This is a genomic window from Azospirillum sp. VT-I1, from assembly GCF_055698305.1.
The window spans coordinates 674373-688296 of sequence record NZ_CP168804.1 but is presented as its reverse complement, the minus strand read 5'-3'; the positions used below and the strand labels follow the sequence as shown (position 1 = coordinate 688296).

Annotated in this window: 12 protein-coding genes; 4 read left to right on the top strand and 8 right to left on the bottom strand. The window is 66.4% G+C overall.

From position 1 onward, the window contains the following. Positions 1-32 precede the first annotated feature (32 nt). Complete coding sequence (gene pflA, locus AB8P05_RS25445; RefSeq protein WP_472760922.1) at positions 33-794, bottom strand: pyruvate formate-lyase-activating protein; 762 nt, start codon at positions 792-794, stop codon at positions 33-35. A 210-nt stretch (positions 795-1004) separates the two neighbouring features. Next, positions 1005-3290 (bottom strand): formate C-acetyltransferase, encoded by a 2286-nt coding sequence (gene pflB, locus AB8P05_RS25440; RefSeq protein ID WP_472760921.1) that lies wholly within the window; start codon positions 3288-3290, stop codon positions 1005-1007. 383 nt (positions 3291-3673) lie between these two features. On the opposite strand from pflB, the gene AB8P05_RS25435 reads away from it, so the two are divergent. After that, positions 3674-4552 (top strand): MurR/RpiR family transcriptional regulator, encoded by an 879-nt coding sequence (locus AB8P05_RS25435; protein ID WP_472760920.1) that lies wholly within the window; start codon positions 3674-3676, stop codon positions 4550-4552. Positions 4553-4596: 44 nt separating this feature from the next. Here AB8P05_RS25435 and AB8P05_RS25430 read toward each other — a convergent pair whose 3' ends face one another. Further along, complete coding sequence (locus AB8P05_RS25430; protein WP_472760919.1) at positions 4597-4971, bottom strand: hypothetical protein; 375 nt, start codon at positions 4969-4971, stop codon at positions 4597-4599. A 222-nt stretch (positions 4972-5193) separates the two neighbouring features. On the opposite strand from AB8P05_RS25430, the gene rraA reads away from it, so the two are divergent. Then, positions 5194-5700 carry a ribonuclease E activity regulator RraA gene (gene rraA, locus AB8P05_RS25425; RefSeq protein WP_472760918.1) on the top strand — a complete coding sequence of 169 codons (507 nt, stop codon included), beginning with the start codon at positions 5194-5196 and terminating at the stop codon, positions 5698-5700. 202 nt (positions 5701-5902) lie between these two features. Beyond that, positions 5903-8494, top strand: coding sequence for a bifunctional aconitate hydratase 2/2-methylisocitrate dehydratase (gene acnB / locus AB8P05_RS25420; RefSeq protein ID WP_472760917.1), 2592 nt, complete (start codon positions 5903-5905; stop codon positions 8492-8494). A 74-nt stretch (positions 8495-8568) separates the two neighbouring features. Here acnB and AB8P05_RS25415 read toward each other — a convergent pair whose 3' ends face one another. Continuing rightward, positions 8569-9426 (bottom strand): LysR family transcriptional regulator, encoded by an 858-nt coding sequence (locus AB8P05_RS25415; RefSeq protein WP_472761190.1) that lies wholly within the window; start codon positions 9424-9426, stop codon positions 8569-8571. Positions 9427-9520: 94 nt separating this feature from the next. Here AB8P05_RS25415 and AB8P05_RS25410 point away from each other — a divergent pair, with 94 nt between their 5' ends. After that, positions 9521-9901, top strand: coding sequence for a tautomerase family protein (locus AB8P05_RS25410; protein WP_472760916.1), 381 nt, complete (start codon positions 9521-9523; stop codon positions 9899-9901). A gap of 118 nt (positions 9902-10019) precedes the next feature. On the opposite strand, the gene AB8P05_RS25405 is transcribed toward AB8P05_RS25410, so the two are convergent. The 4 genes from AB8P05_RS25405 to AB8P05_RS25390 all read right to left on the bottom strand — a co-directional run bounded on the left by AB8P05_RS25405 (position 10020) and on the right by AB8P05_RS25390 (position 13916). Further along, positions 10020-10925, bottom strand: coding sequence for an MBL fold metallo-hydrolase (locus AB8P05_RS25405; RefSeq protein ID WP_472760915.1), 906 nt, complete (start codon positions 10923-10925; stop codon positions 10020-10022). Between the two features lie 79 nt (positions 10926-11004). Continuing rightward, positions 11005-11781 (bottom strand): SDR family NAD(P)-dependent oxidoreductase, encoded by a 777-nt coding sequence (locus AB8P05_RS25400; protein ID WP_472760914.1) that lies wholly within the window; start codon positions 11779-11781, stop codon positions 11005-11007. A 32-nt stretch (positions 11782-11813) separates the two neighbouring features. Then, on the bottom strand, positions 11814-13340 hold the full coding sequence (locus AB8P05_RS25395; protein ID WP_472760913.1) for a tripartite tricarboxylate transporter permease: 1527 nt from the start codon (positions 13338-13340) through the stop codon (positions 11814-11816). Between the two features lie 51 nt (positions 13341-13391). Beyond that, positions 13392-13916: a tripartite tricarboxylate transporter TctB family protein gene (locus tag AB8P05_RS25390; protein WP_472760912.1), complete on the bottom strand. Its 525-nt coding sequence runs from the start codon at positions 13914-13916 to the stop codon at positions 13392-13394. Between the last annotated feature and the right edge of the window lie 8 nt (positions 13917-13924).

The window sequence follows — 13924 nt, the reverse complement described above, 5'->3', positions numbered from 1 at the left end:
GCATAAGCCTGTATGAGCGGACCGGGCGTGAGTCAGTCCGCCCGCAGCCCCTTGGCCTGGAACTGCCCGCGCACCCGCTCCACCAGCTCGCGCGAGGGCGGTTCGGTGTCGGTCAGCATGTAGCGGCGGCCCAGCGCCTTCCATTTGTGTTCGCCCATCTTGTGGAAGGGCAGCACGTCGACGCGGTCGACGACGCCGAGGCCGGCGACGAACTCCGCCAGCCCGTCGATCTCCGCCGCATCGTCGGTCAGGTTGGGCACCAGCACATAGCGCAGCCAGATGCGCTTGTTCAGCCCGGCCAGCCGTTCGGCGAACTCCAGGGTCGGACGCAGCGGAACGCCGGTCAGGTGGCGGTAGGTCTTCTCGGAGAAGGCCTTGATGTCGAGCAGGACGAGATCGACGTCTTCCAGCAGATGGTCGTCGGCGTGGTTGCCGAGGAAGCCGGAGGTGTCGAGCGCGGTGTGCATGCCCATGGCCTTCGCCCCGCGCAGGATGGCGGCGGCGAATTCCGGCTGCACCAGCGGCTCGCCGCCGCTCAGCGTCAGCCCGCCATGGGCGCGTTTCAGGAATTCGGCATAGAGCCTGATGTCGTCCAGCACTTCCGCGGATGTGGTCCGCGTCCCGTCATGCATGTGCTGGGTGTCGGGATTGTGGCAGTAGAGGCAGCGCAACGGGCAGCCGGACATGAACAGCACGTAGCGGATCCCCGGCCCATCCACCGTGCCGCCGGTTTCGACCGAGTGGATCCATCCGGAGACGGAGCCGGGGCGGGCTTGGGTGAGGGACTGTGTCATTGCTTCAGGGATCCAATTTGAAAACTCTGCGCCCCACGCATGTAAGTCACGGGACAAGCGGATAAAGCCCCCTCTCCCCCCGGGGAGAGGGTCGGGGTGAGGGGGATGCACCGGGTGGATTCTCGGGAAAGGGCCGCAACGCTTCCCCCTCACCCTAACCCTCTCCCCGGGGGGAGAGGGGATTTTCGCTTAGGGTGGAGGGGACGTCCCTCAGTGCTTGTCGTGGAACGTGCGGCTGATGACGTCGAGTTGCTGCTCGCGCGTCAGCTTGATGAAGTTCACCGCATAGCCGGACACCCGGATGGTCAGCTGCGGATACAGCTCCGGATGGTCCATGGCGTGCAGCAGCGTCTCGCGGTCGAAGACGTTGACGTTGATGTGGTGGCCGCCCTGGCTGGCATAGCCGTCCAGCATGCCGACCAGATTGTCCACCCGCTCGTCTTCCGTCCGGCCGAGCGCGCCTGGGACGATGGTGAAGGTGTAGCTGATGCCGTCCTGCGCATGGGCATAGGGCAGCTTGGCGACGCTGGCCATCGACGCGACGGCGCCCTTCTTGTCCCGCCCGTGCATCGGGTTGGCACCCGGCGCGAAGGGCTGGCCCGCCTTGCGGCCGTCCGGCGTGTTGCCGGTCTTCTTGCCGTAGACCACGTTGGAGGTGATCGTCAGCACCGACTGGGTCGGCATGGCGTTCCGGTAGGGCTTCTGCTTGCGCAGGGCCGTCATGAAGCGCTCGACCGCCCACACCGCGATGTCGTCCACCCGGGCGTCGTTGTTGCCGAAAGCCGGATAGTCGCCCTCGATCTCGAAATCGGTGGCGAGGCCGTTCTCGTCGCGGATGACCTTCACCTTGGCATGCTTGATTGCCGACAGGCTGTCCGCCACCACGCTGAGGCCGGCGATGCCGCAGGCCATCGTGCGCAGGATGTCGCGGTCGTGCAGGGCCATCTCCATCCGCTCGTACATGTACTTGTCGTGCATGTAGTGGATGGCGTTCAGCGCGTTCATGTAGACCTTGGCCAGCCACTCCATCATCGGCTCGAAGCGGGCCATGACCTCGTCATAGTCCAGCACGTCGCCGGTGATGGGCGCGAAGGCCGGGCCGACCTGCTCGCCCGAAACCTCGTCCTTGCCGCCGTTGATGGCGTACATCAGCGTCTTGGCCAGGTTGGCGCGGGCGCCGAAGAACTGCATCTGCTTGCCGATGCGCATGGCAGAGACGCAGCAGGCGATGCCGTAGTCGTCGCCCCAATAGCCGCGCATCAGATCGTCGTTCTCGTACTGGACCGAGCAGGTCTTGATCGAGGTGTCGGCGCAGAAGCGCTTGAAGCCTTCCGGCAGCTTCTCCGACCACAGGACCGTCAGGTTCGGCTCCGGCGCCGGGCCCAGGTTGTGCAGGGTCTGCAGCATGCGGAAGTTGGTCTTGGTGACCAGCGTCCGGCCGTCCAGCGACATGCCGCCCAGGCATTCCGTGACCCAGGTCGGGTCGCCCGAGAACAGCTGGTCGTATTCCGGCGTGCGCAGGAAGCGGACCAGGCGCAGCTTCATGACGAAGTGGTCGATCATCTCCTGGGCCTCGGCCTCGGTGATGACGCCGTCGCGCAGGTCGCGGTCGATGTAGATGTCGAGGAAGCTGGACACGCGGCCCAGCGACATGGCGGCACCGTTGGCTTCCTTGACCGCCGCCAGATAGGCCAGATAGGTCCACTGCACCGCCTCGCGCGCCGTAGCGGCCGGCCGCTTGACGTCGAAGCCGTAGGAGGCGGCCATCTGGACCAGCTCCTTCAGCGCGCGGATCTGCTCGGAGATCTCCTCGCGCAGGCGCAGGACGTCCTCGTCGATGCGGCTGACTTCCAGCGAGGCCAGCTGGGCCTTCTTGTCCTTGATCAGGAAATCGGCGCCGTACAGCGCCAGCCGGCGATAGTCGCCGATGATGCGGCCGCGGCCGTAGGCGTCGGGCAGGCCGGTGATGACGCCGGACTTGCGGCAGCGCAGCATCTCGGGCGTGTACACGTCGAACACGCCGTCATTGTGCGTCTTGCGCAAGGACGGGAACACCTCCTCCAGCTTCGGCGACGGGGTGAAGCCGTAGGCCTCCAGGCCGGTCTTGACCATGCGCCAGCCGCCGAACGGCATGATCGCGCGCTTCAGCGGCTTGTCGGTCTGCAGGCCGACGATCACTTCCAGCTCGCGGTCGATGTAGCCGGCGGCGTGCGAGGTGATCGAGGCGAAGGTTTCGGTGTCGGCATCCAGCACGCCGCCCTTGGCGGCGCGTTCCTGCTTCAGCAGGTCGGTGACCTTGGCGAACAGCGCGGTGGTGCGGGCGGTGGGGCCGGCGACGAAGCCTGCATCGCCTTCATAGGGGCACAGGTTGCGCTGGATGAAATCGCGGACGTCGACCGAGCGGCGCCAGACGCCCGGGGCGAAGCCGCGCCAGGGGTCGGCGGCGGACTGCTGCTCCGTGGCCTGGGCAAGTCCGTCCATCAGCAGGGTGTCCATGATGACTCCTCAGAGATTTAGCCGTCGGCGCGGATCGAATGCCGTGTCGGCGGTCTCGTGGTGCCCGCGAACCGCGCGGGACGATTGGAAGCATAGGCGCGATCGGCGCCAAAATCGTTGATACACGTCATATTTTCAGACCGGGCGGGGCTCGGCGATCGCCGTGTTTGCGCCCGCTCTGTAGTTTTACTACATACTCCCGGACGGTCTTCCGGACAAGGCGAACAGGCTCGACATTTTGTCGCAGGGCAAGGCGCAGCTGGTTGGAAACGCGTGGAAAGCGTGTATCGCCGCCGCGACGGAATCGGTCGTTCGCAGCGCTGTATATGTAGCTTTGCTACATGTGCTAGGCTGACCCACATTCAGAAGGGAGCGACCCCCATATGCTGGCGAGAATCGCCGCCGTCCGCGACCAGATCCGGCCTTCGGAACGCAAGCTGGCGGACTATGCGATGGCCCATCCGGGCGATGTCATCAACCTGTCCATGGCTGAACTGGCCGACCGCGTCGGGGTGAGCGAGCCGACGGTGGCGCGCTTCTGCTCGGCTCTCGGCTGCCGCGGCTTCCGCGAATTCAAGATCAAGCTGGCGCAGGACATCGCCGGCGGCATGCCCTTCCTGCACCAGGACCTGTCGGTGGGCGGCGACTTGGATGCCGATGGCGGCGTGCCGGGAGCGGTGCTGGCCGGCAAGCTGTTCGACCGCACCATCGCCACGCTGATGCAGGTGCGCAACAACCTGCCGGCCGACGCGGTGGACCGGGCCGCCGACGTCCTGGCATCGGCACGGCGGATCGAGTTCTACGGCTCCGGCAATTCCGGCACGGTGGCGGAGGACATCCAGCGCAAGTTCTTCCGGCTGGGCATTCCCACCGTGGCCTACACCGATTCCCACATCTATTTCGCTTCCGCCCTCACGCTGACGAAGGGCGATGCGGTGGTGGCTGTGTCCAGCACCGGCCGGACCCGCGATATCCTGGACGCCGTTCAGAACGCCCGCAAGGCCGGCGCCGACGTGATCGCCCTGACTCGCTCCGGCACGCCGCTGGCGGAGATGGCGACGGTCAGCCTCGTGGCCGACATCGCCGACGATTTCGACATCCACTCCCCCATGACCGTCCGCATCGCGCATCTGGTGCTGGGCGACATCCTGTCGATCGCCGTGGCGCTTCGCATGGGCGATACCCTGCAGGAGCGCCTGAAGCGGCATGACCGCGCCGTCGACGCTCATGTTTCCGAACGGCAGGCGGCCGGGGATAGTTAAGACAGGTCAGAACTTCCGGCGGATCGGTTCGCCCTTCCCGCCGGTCAGCGCGCGCCCGGCAGTTTCGCTCCCTCACGGGCATAGATCTGGATCGGCCGGCAGTCCTCGTCGACCGTGACCACCACCGCGCCCGGCTGGCTGTTCAGGTACACCCAGGCATCCCAGCGGATGATGGTGTCGCGGAACTCGTCGCGGTAGATGCCGTAGCTGAGCCCGCGGATGTCCGAGGCCGGGATGCGGGCACCGGTCAGGACGGAGGCCACCGACGGGTTGCAGCCGTTTGCGGCGTTGCGCTCGAGTGCCGCCAGCACGGCGGGGTCGGGGGTGGCGACCGGCGGCGGGGCGATGGACCCGCAGGCGGCGAGCAGAAGGGTCAGCGCGCCGGCTGCCGCTGCGGCCGGAATCTTCGGCGATTTCATGAGGGGCACCGTTCCTTCTCTTTGCACGTGCCCGAAAATGGGGGCACCTGCCCGAATATGGGTTCGCATCGCCAAGCCGGCGATTGCACGTTCGGCGAGCCTGCTGCGGCATGATCGCCGGACGCCGGCAGCGGCCGATTGCGGGTCTTGCCTCCCGCTCGCCTTTGGCGCAAGAGGTGGGGGAGAAATCCCTGCACCGTCAACGCTGCGGAGCCGCAAGCCATGTCCACCGGCCAGACTTTCGTCCCCACCTGCGACCTGTTCGACCGCTTCAAGGATGCCGCCCGCTATGTTCTGCCGGGCTTCCGCGACTTCGGCGCCGTCACCCGCTTCAGCGGCGAGGTCGTCACCGTGAAGTGCCTGGAGGACAATTCCCGCGTCAAGGAGCTGCTGGCCACGCCCGGAAACGGCCGGATCCTGGTGGTGGACGGGGCCGGCAGCCTGCGCTGCGCCCTGATGGGCGACATGATCGCCGCCTCGGCGGTCAAGAACGGCTGGGCCGGCGTGGTGATCTGGGGCTGCGTCCGCGACGTGGCCGAACTGGCGACCCTGCCGCTGGGCATCAAGGCGCTGGCCTCCATTCCGCGCGCCTCGACCCGGCGCGACCAGGGGCTGGTCGACGTGGCCGTGGAGTTGCCGGGCGCGCTCATCCAGCCGGGCGACATCCTGTTCGCCGACGAGGACGGCATCGTCGTGCTGACGCCGGAGCAGGCCGCCGCGCTGAAGTAAAGCGTGGGTGATGAAGTGGTCATACCAAGCACCGGTAATACCAGTGCAAAAACGGAGGCCATTTCATCCTGTCCGCTTCACGTAAGTGGGGCGCCCCCTTGCACTTTCACTTAAGCGGGCATATAAACCCGACCTGAGTTCAAGCGGGCCGTCTCACGGTTCCCATCCAAGGGCCGGCCTTTCATTTATGAGGAACCCTGCCGTGCTCGAAGCCTACCGCCAGCACGCGGCCGAACGCGCCGCCCTCGGAATCCCGGCCCTGCCCCTCACCGCGAAGCAGACGTCGGAGCTGATCGACCTGCTGAAGGCGCCGCCGGCGGGCGAGGAGGCCTTCCTCCTCGACCTCATCACCAACCGCGTTCCGGCCGGCGTCGACGATGCCGCCCGCGTCAAGGCCGGCTTCCTGGCCGCCGTCGCCAAGGGCAACGACAGCTCGCCGCTGATCTCCAAGGTCAAGGCCACCGAACTGCTGGGCACCATGCTCGGCGGCTTCAACGTCCAGCCGCTGATCGACCTGCTGTCGGATGCCGAATGCGGCGCCGCGGCGGCGGAAGGCCTGAAGAAGACCCTGCTGGTCTTCGACTTCTTCCACGACATCAAGGAACTGGCCGACAAGGGCAACGCCAACGCGAAGGCGGTGCTGCAGTCCTGGGCCGATGCCGAGTGGTTCACCTCGCGTCCGGAAGTCCCGGCGTCGATGACGCTGACGGTCTTCAAGGTGTCGGGCGAGACCAACACCGACGACCTGTCCCCGGCCCCGGACGCCTGGAGCCGCCCGGACATCCCGCTGCACGCGCTCGCCATGCTGAAGAACCCGCGCCCGGGCATCGAGGCCGACGAGCCGGGCCAGCGCGGCCCGACCAAGCAGCTGGAAGAGCTGAAGAAGAAGGGCAACCTGATAGCCTATGTCGGCGACGTGGTCGGCACCGGTTCCTCGCGCAAGTCCGCCACCAACTCGGTGCTGTGGTTCACGGGCGAGGACATCCCGTTCGTCCCGAACAAGCGCTTCGGCGGCGTCTGCCTGGGCACCAAGATCGCCCCGATCTTCTACAACACGATGGAAGACGCCGGCGCCCTGCCCATCGAGTTGGACGTCAACAAGATGGAGATGGGCGACGTTATCGAGCTGCGCCCCTATGAGGGCAAGGCCCTGAAGAACGGCGAGGTCATCGCCGAGTTCACCGTGAAGTCCGAGGTCATCTTCGACGAGGTGCGTGCCGGCGGCCGCATCCCGCTGATCATCGGGCGCGGCCTGACCGCCCGTGCCCGCGAGGCGCTGGGTCTGGCCCCGTCGAGCCTGTTCCGCCAGTCCGCTGCCCCGGCCGACACCGGCAAGGGCTTCACGCTGGCCCAGAAGATGGTCGGCCGCGCCTGTGGCCTGCCGGAAGGCAAGGGCGTGCGTCCGGGCACCTATTGCGAGCCGAAGATGACCACGGTCGGGTCGCAGGACACCACCGGGCCGATGACCCGCGACGAGCTGAAGGACCTGGCCTGCCTGGGCTTCTCGGCCGATCTCGTGATGCAGTCCTTCTGCCACACCGCCGCTTATCCGAAGCTGGTGGACGTGAAGATGCACCACGAGCTGCCGGACTTCATCTCCACCCGCGGCGGCGTGGCCCTGCGTCCGGGCGACGGCGTCATCCACTCCTGGCTGAACCGCCTGCTGCTGCCGGACACGGTGGGCACCGGCGGCGACAGCCACACCCGCTTCCCGATCGGCATCAGCTTCCCGGCCGGTTCCGGCCTGGTCGCCTTCGCCGCCGCCACCGGCGTCATGCCGCTGGACATGCCGGAATCGGTCCTGGTCCGCTTCAAGGGCGAAATGCAGCCGGGCGTCACCCTGCGTGACCTCGTCAACGCCATCCCGCTCTACGCGATCAAGGCCGGCCTGCTGACGGTCGAGAAGAAGGGCAAGAAGAACATCTTCTCCGGCCGCATCCTGGAGATCGAGGGTCTGCCGGAACTGAAGGTCGAGCAGGCGTTCGAGCTGACCGATGCCTCGGCCGAGCGGTCGGCGGCGGGCTGCACCGTGCTCCTGAACAAGGAGCCGATCATCGAGTACATGACCTCCAACATCACGCTGATGAAGTGGATGATCGCCAACGGGTACGCCGACGCGCGCACCCTGGAGCGCCGCATCAAGGCGATGGAGGCGTGGATCGCCGATCCGCAGCTGCTGAAGCCGGACGCCGACGCCGAGTATGCCGCGGTGATCGAGATCGATCTGGCCGACATCAAGGAGCCGATCCTGGCCTGCCCGAACGATCCGGACGACGTGAAGACGCTGTCCGAAGTCGCCGGCGACAAGATCGACGAGGTGTTCATCGGCTCCTGCATGACCAACATCGGCCACTTCCGCGCCGCGGGTAAGATCCTGAACGGCAAGTCGGACATCCCGACCCGCCTGTGGATCGCCCCGCCGACGAAGATGGACGCGATGATGCTGACCGAGGAAGGCTATTACGCCACCCTCGGCAAGGCCGGTGCGCGCATGGAGATGCCGGGCTGCTCGCTGTGCATGGGCAACCAGGCGCAGATCCGCAAGGGCTCTACCGCCATCTCGACCTCGACCCGCAACTTCCCGAACCGTCTGGGCATCGACACCCGCGTCTACCTGTCGTCGGCCGAACTGGCCGCCGTCGCGGCGCTGCTGGGCAAGATCCCGACCAACGAGGAGTATCTGGCCCAGGTCGGCGTGGTGAACCAGGCCGCCGCCGACATCTACCGCTACATGAACTTCGACCAGATCCCGGCCTTCCAGGAAGTCGCGGATAAGGTCGCCGTCCCGGCCTGATAGCCGGACACAGCGGTCAGTGACGAAAGCCCCCGCCGGAGCGATCCGGCGGGGGTTTTTCTATCTTGGCGACATCAGCTTCGAACCGCGCTCTTGAATGCGGCGGCCAGCCCATCGAGCGCCTCGCGCGGCCGTCCATCCTTCACCCTGGTGTGCAGAATCACGGGCAGGCGCGGTAAGGCCGGCAGGCCCAGTCTGGGGCCGACATCGACGGCACCGAATGGCACCATGCGCGGGGACAATGCAGCGACACCGAGCCCCGCCATGACAGCGGCCGCCACTGCGGTCACGCCGCCGCCGACGAAGATCTCCGTCCACGGCACACCTGCCGCGTCGAGAAGCTGCTCGGCCAATGCCCGCACCCCACAGGGCTCCGCCATCGTGGCGATTGGCAGAGGCTCGTCCGCCCGATGCTGCCAGCTTGGCGCCGCGAACCAGCCGAACTGCTCTTCGGTGAGGAGTTGACCGTCATCGCGCTCTGCGTGCAAGCGGACGACCACGGTGTCGAGTTCCCGTCGGTCGAAGCTGTGAAGCAGATCCCCCGATGATCCGATCCGGATTTCGATCACCAGCTGCGGATCCTGCGCGTTCATCCGCGCGATAAGAGCGGGAAGCTCCGGCCCCGCCACATGGTCGCTGATGCCGATGGCGATGCGTTGGCGGCTTTGGCTCAGCGAGGCGAGCGCGCGATCATGCGCCTCCAGCAGGTCACGGGCATGATCGAGAAAGGCGGCGCCGCGTGGCGACAACTGCACATATCGTGGCGTCCGCTCGAACAGGCGGCATCCCAGCCTTTCTTCGAGACGTTTCAGCTTCAGGCTGACCGCGGCTTGGGTCGTCCGCATGGCTTCGGCCGCTCGCGTAAAGCTCTCCAGTTCGGCGATGCGCACGAAGGCCCGGACCGCATCGAGGTCGAGAGGCTGGTTCATCATTTCCAACCGTTATCTTAGATATAAAAAATCATAGCATATGTAAATGGATGCTCTAAGGCTACTTTCAAAGCGGACATCATCGAAAGGAGTTGCGATGCCGCTCGTTCACATCTCGCTGCGCACCGGAAAGTCGGAGGCTTATCGGCAGGCCATCTTCGATGGCCTTTACCGCGCAATGCATGAAACATTCAACGTGCCGGAAGATGATCAGTTCATGACCATCACCGAGCATGATGCAGCAAACTTTCGCTATAGTTCATCCTATCTCGGTGTGTCACGAGGAGATGACCTCGTATACATCCAAATCACGGCGAACAATACCCGTACTGTGGAGCAGAAAAAGGCGTTGTTTGCGCGGATCGTTGAACTGCTCGGCGAAGACCCCGGCATCCGGCCGGAGGACGTTTTCGTGAACATCTTCGAAGTGGCGAAAGAGAACTGGTCGCTCGGCAATGGCGTTGCGCAATACGCCTGAGCAAAGCCAGCGCCCCGTTGCGGTCGATCGTCCTTTCGGCTCCTGGGGCACTTGCCGGGGCTCGTCGTGCGGAAGCCGGGGCGGCGTGCCCCGGCTCCCTCACCCCAAGCACAAGAACTTACCCTCGCGGCGCACAGTAGGCGCTGCGGTCCTCCGCCCGCGCCGGCTTTTCGAGGTAGATGCCCTGGCGCGGAATGGCGATGCGGTCGAACTCGTCGGCCAGCCGGTGAAGGGCGGTGCGCATCTCCGCCCCCTGCATCGGCTCTCCATGGCCGGTGATGACCAGTTGCGGTTCCAGCGCGGCCAGCTTGGCGACGGACTCCCGCGCCTTGTCCCATTCCACGGTGAAATACATCGGCGGGCCATGCATCTCCGCCCGCTGCACGGCGACGGCATAGGCCGATTCCTGCCCCGTGGTGACGAAGGCGTCGCCGACGATCATCGAACGGTCCCGCTCCCGCCAGAAGGAGACATGGCCGACGCTGTGTCCCGGCGTGTGGATCCAACGCCAGCCCGGCATCACCGGCACCGATCCATCGTCCGGCAATGACCGCAGGCGCGATCCGACATCCACCGGCTTGCGCGGGTAGAAGCGCGCCAACGCCGCCATTGCCCCGCCGCCGACCGACGGGTCGCCGGGCGGGTAGGCGGCCTGACCGTTCAGATAGGGATGTTCCAGCGGATGGGCGTAGACCGGGGCGTCCCACTCCTCCGCCAGATCCTCCAGCACGCCGACATGGTCGAAATGGCCGTGGGTCATCACGATGGCGGCGGGGCGGGAGTCGCGGCCGAAACGTTCGGCCGCCGCGCCGCGGATGAAGCCCTTGGTGCCCATCAGCCCGGCGTCGATCAGCACCCATTCGCGGTCGCCGGCGCCGGGTGGTCCCCAGAACACCACATTGACGATGCCGAGCCGCCGATAGGCGAGGTCCGGCGCGATCTCGTGCGTGTGGTCGTTGCGCAGCGCGTCGAGCGCCGGATCGATTGCGCTGCTGTCCTCCGACAAGGGAATCTGCCTGGTCATCGTCGTCCCTTTCCCGCCCGTGTCTTCCGACAACAGCGGGAAAGGGCGCTTGTCCTGCAGTCCCCTGCCGGTATGGACCTTACGGCATGAACTGGCCGCCGTTCACGTCCAGGACCTGCCCGGTGATGTAGCCGGAGCAGGCATGGGAGGCGAAGAACAGGAAGGTGGGCGCGCATTCCTCCGGCTTGCCGAAACGGCCCATCGGGATGCCGGTGGACACGCGGGCCTTGGCCGCCTCGTCCTTGTCGGCATGGAAGGCGGTGTCGAAGGTGCCGGGCGACACGGTGTTGAAGCGGATGCCCTCCTTGGTGTGGAAGGCGACCCAGTTCTTCTGGATGTTGTGCAGCCACGCCTTGGCGGCACCATACAGTCCGGCGCCCGGCCCGCCGCCGGTGTAGCCGGCGACTGACCCGACCAGGATCACCGATGCCGTCTGCCCGCTGTCCTTGGCCGACTGGCGCAGGTGGGGCAGGGCGTGCTTGGTCGTCATCAGGGCGGACCGGGCGTTCAGGTCGGTCACCGCGTCGAAGAACTCGTCGTCGATCTCCTCCAGCGGCTTGCGGCCGACCAGACCGCCGGCGTTGTTGATCAGCACGTCGATGCCGCCGAACCGCTCGACGAAGGCATCCACCACGGACTTGCAGGCGGCGCTGCTGCACAGGTCCCCGGCGAAGAAGGCCGCCTCGCCGCCCACCGATTCCATCGCCTTGAGGGTGGTGTCGAGATCGGCCGGCGCCTTGCGGCCGTTGATGCCGACCTTGGCGCCATGGCGGGCGAAGGCCTGCGCCGCGGCCAGACCGATCCCCTGGGTCGAACCGGTGATGAGGACGCGGCGGCCCTTCAGATCGTCGAACATCGCTGTGTTTCCTTATGGTCAGGCTTTGAAAATCAGGCTTGGTTCAAGCGGCTGTCGGCGCCGGCTTGCCGCGTCTCCGCCCGATGGCTGCGCCAGCGCTTCACCAGTGGCAGGAACAGGGTCAGGATGGCGACGGTCAGCAGCACGACGGTGATCGGCCGGGTGTAGAGGAAGTCGTAGCTTCCGCCCGACAGCGACAGGGCGCGGCGGAAGTTGGCCTCCGCCATCGGTCCCATGATCAGCGCCAGCACCACCGGCGAGGCCGGGAAATCCCACTTCTGCATGAAGTAGCCGGCGATGCCGGCCGCCAGCATGATGCCGATGTCGAACAGGCTGTTGTTGATGGCATAGGTGCCGACAACGCACAGGACCAGGATCACCGGCGTCAGAACCGACTTCGGCATCTGCAGGACGCGGCCCATGACACGCAGCAAGCCCAGTCCGATCACCAGCATGCCGACGTAGCAGAACAGCATGCCGGCAAACAGTGTGAAGACCAGATCCGCATGTTCCTTGAACAGCAGCGGTCCGGGCTGCAGCCCCTGCAGCGTCAGTGCGCCCAGCATCACCGCGGTGACGGCGTCGCCGGGGATGCCCAGCGTCAGCATGGTCAGCAACGCGCCGCCGGTGCAGCCGTTGGCACCGGCCTCGCAGGCGGCCACTGCCGCCAATTCGCCCTTGCCGTAGTTTTCCGGTGTCTTGCTGAACCGCTTGGCCTCGTTATAGGCGACATAGGCGGCGATGTCCGAGCCGGCTCCGGGGATGATGCCGATCACCACGCCGAGGCCGGTGGAACGTGCCACCGTGCCCACGAGCCGGCGGAAGGTCGCCCATTCCGGAATGATGCGGCCCAGCGCCGCGGCCATGCCCAGGCGGACCTTCGGGTCCTCCAGCGACTTGAAGGCTTCGGCGGCGGCGAACAGGCCGATCATCACCGGAATGAAGGGGACGTTGAACAGCTCGGTATAGCCGCCGGTGAAGCGGGGGAACCCGTCCATCGGGTCCATGCCGACCGTGGCGATCAGCAGTCCCAGGAAGCCGGCAATCAACCCCTTGATGACCGAACGGCCGGAGATGCTGGCGATGATGCTCAGGCCGAAGACGGCGAGCGCGAAGCTCTCCGACGCGCTGAACTGCAGGGCGAAACCTGCCAGCACCGGAGCAAGGAAGATCAGGACGACGATGCTGGCCGTGCCGCCGAGGAAGGAGGAGAGAGTCGCCGTGCCCAGCGCCACGCCGGCCATGCCCTTCCTGGTCAGCTCGAACCCGTCCATCGCGGTGGCGGCGGCGGCCGGGGTGCCGGGGATGCGCAGCAGGATCGCCGTCACCGACCCGCCATAGACGCCGCCGAAGAAGACGCCGGAGATCATCAGCAGGCCGGACACCGGATCCATGCCGAAGGTGAAGGGCAGCAGAATGGCGACGCCCATGGTCGCCGTCAGGCCGGGCAGGGCGCCGATGATGATGCCGAGCGTGACGCCGAACAGCGCCAGAAACAGCGCCAGGGGATTCGCCGCCAGCGTGGCGAAGCCGTTCATCAGAAGATCGAGTTCATGCATGGCGGCGATACTCCACGACGCACACGGCGGCCATGAAAAAGGCGTGGGCGGTCATTCGAACAGGCTCCCCACCGGCAACGGCACCTGAAGCGCATAGTGGAAGACGCCATAGACGATCGCCGTCACGCCGACCGCCAGCGCGGGGTTCCAGACCGGGCTGCGCTGTCCCATCAGCGCCATGATCACCGCCATGTAGACGGCGGTGGCCACTCCGTAGCCGACATACTCCATGGCGGCGATGCAGCCTGCGGTCGCCAGCATGCCGAGCGCCACGCCGGCATAGCCGGCGATCCCGACCGGCGCATCTCCGGTGTCCGCCGGGGCGGTGGGCGCGCGCAGCGTGTTGGCGATCAGGATCAGGCACAGCAGGATCAGCGCGCCGGCATGGATGATCGGGAAGCGGGCGGAGCCCACGTCGGTCGCCAGCATGCTCTTGGGGAAATCGCCGGTCGCGGCGATGGCCGAGGCCGCGATGGCGATCAGCACGACGGCGATCACGAGGTTGGCGATCTTCGTCGACATCGGCATGGCGTTGCCAAAGCCGGGGCCTTCGCCCCTTGCGGGTGCGTTGCTCATGGTCCGGT

Excerpts from the sequence above, each read along its gene's own strand:
- pflA (WP_472760922.1), bottom strand. The coding sequence starts at position 794 with ATGACACAGTCCCTCACCCAAGCCCGCCCCGGCTCCGTCTCCGGATGG.
- pflB (WP_472760921.1), bottom strand. The coding sequence starts at position 3,290 with ATGGACACCCTGCTGATGGACGGACTTGCCCAGGCCACGGAGCAGCAG.
- AB8P05_RS25435 (WP_472760920.1), top strand. The coding sequence starts at position 3,674 with ATGCTGGCGAGAATCGCCGCCGTCCGCGACCAGATCCGGCCTTCGGAA.
- AB8P05_RS25430 (WP_472760919.1), bottom strand. The coding sequence starts at position 4,971 with ATGAAATCGCCGAAGATTCCGGCCGCAGCGGCAGCCGGCGCGCTGACC.
- rraA (WP_472760918.1), top strand. The coding sequence starts at position 5,194 with ATGTCCACCGGCCAGACTTTCGTCCCCACCTGCGACCTGTTCGACCGC.
- AB8P05_RS25415 (WP_472761190.1), bottom strand. The coding sequence starts at position 9,426 with ATGATGAACCAGCCTCTCGACCTCGATGCGGTCCGGGCCTTCGTGCGC.
- AB8P05_RS25410 (WP_472760916.1), top strand. The coding sequence starts at position 9,521 with ATGCCGCTCGTTCACATCTCGCTGCGCACCGGAAAGTCGGAGGCTTAT.
- AB8P05_RS25405 (WP_472760915.1), bottom strand. The coding sequence starts at position 10,925 with ATGACCAGGCAGATTCCCTTGTCGGAGGACAGCAGCGCAATCGATCCG.
- AB8P05_RS25400 (WP_472760914.1), bottom strand. The coding sequence starts at position 11,781 with ATGTTCGACGATCTGAAGGGCCGCCGCGTCCTCATCACCGGTTCGACC.
- AB8P05_RS25395 (WP_472760913.1), bottom strand. The coding sequence starts at position 13,340 with ATGCATGAACTCGATCTTCTGATGAACGGCTTCGCCACGCTGGCGGCG.
- AB8P05_RS25390 (WP_472760912.1), bottom strand. The coding sequence starts at position 13,916 with ATGAGCAACGCACCCGCAAGGGGCGAAGGCCCCGGCTTTGGCAACGCC.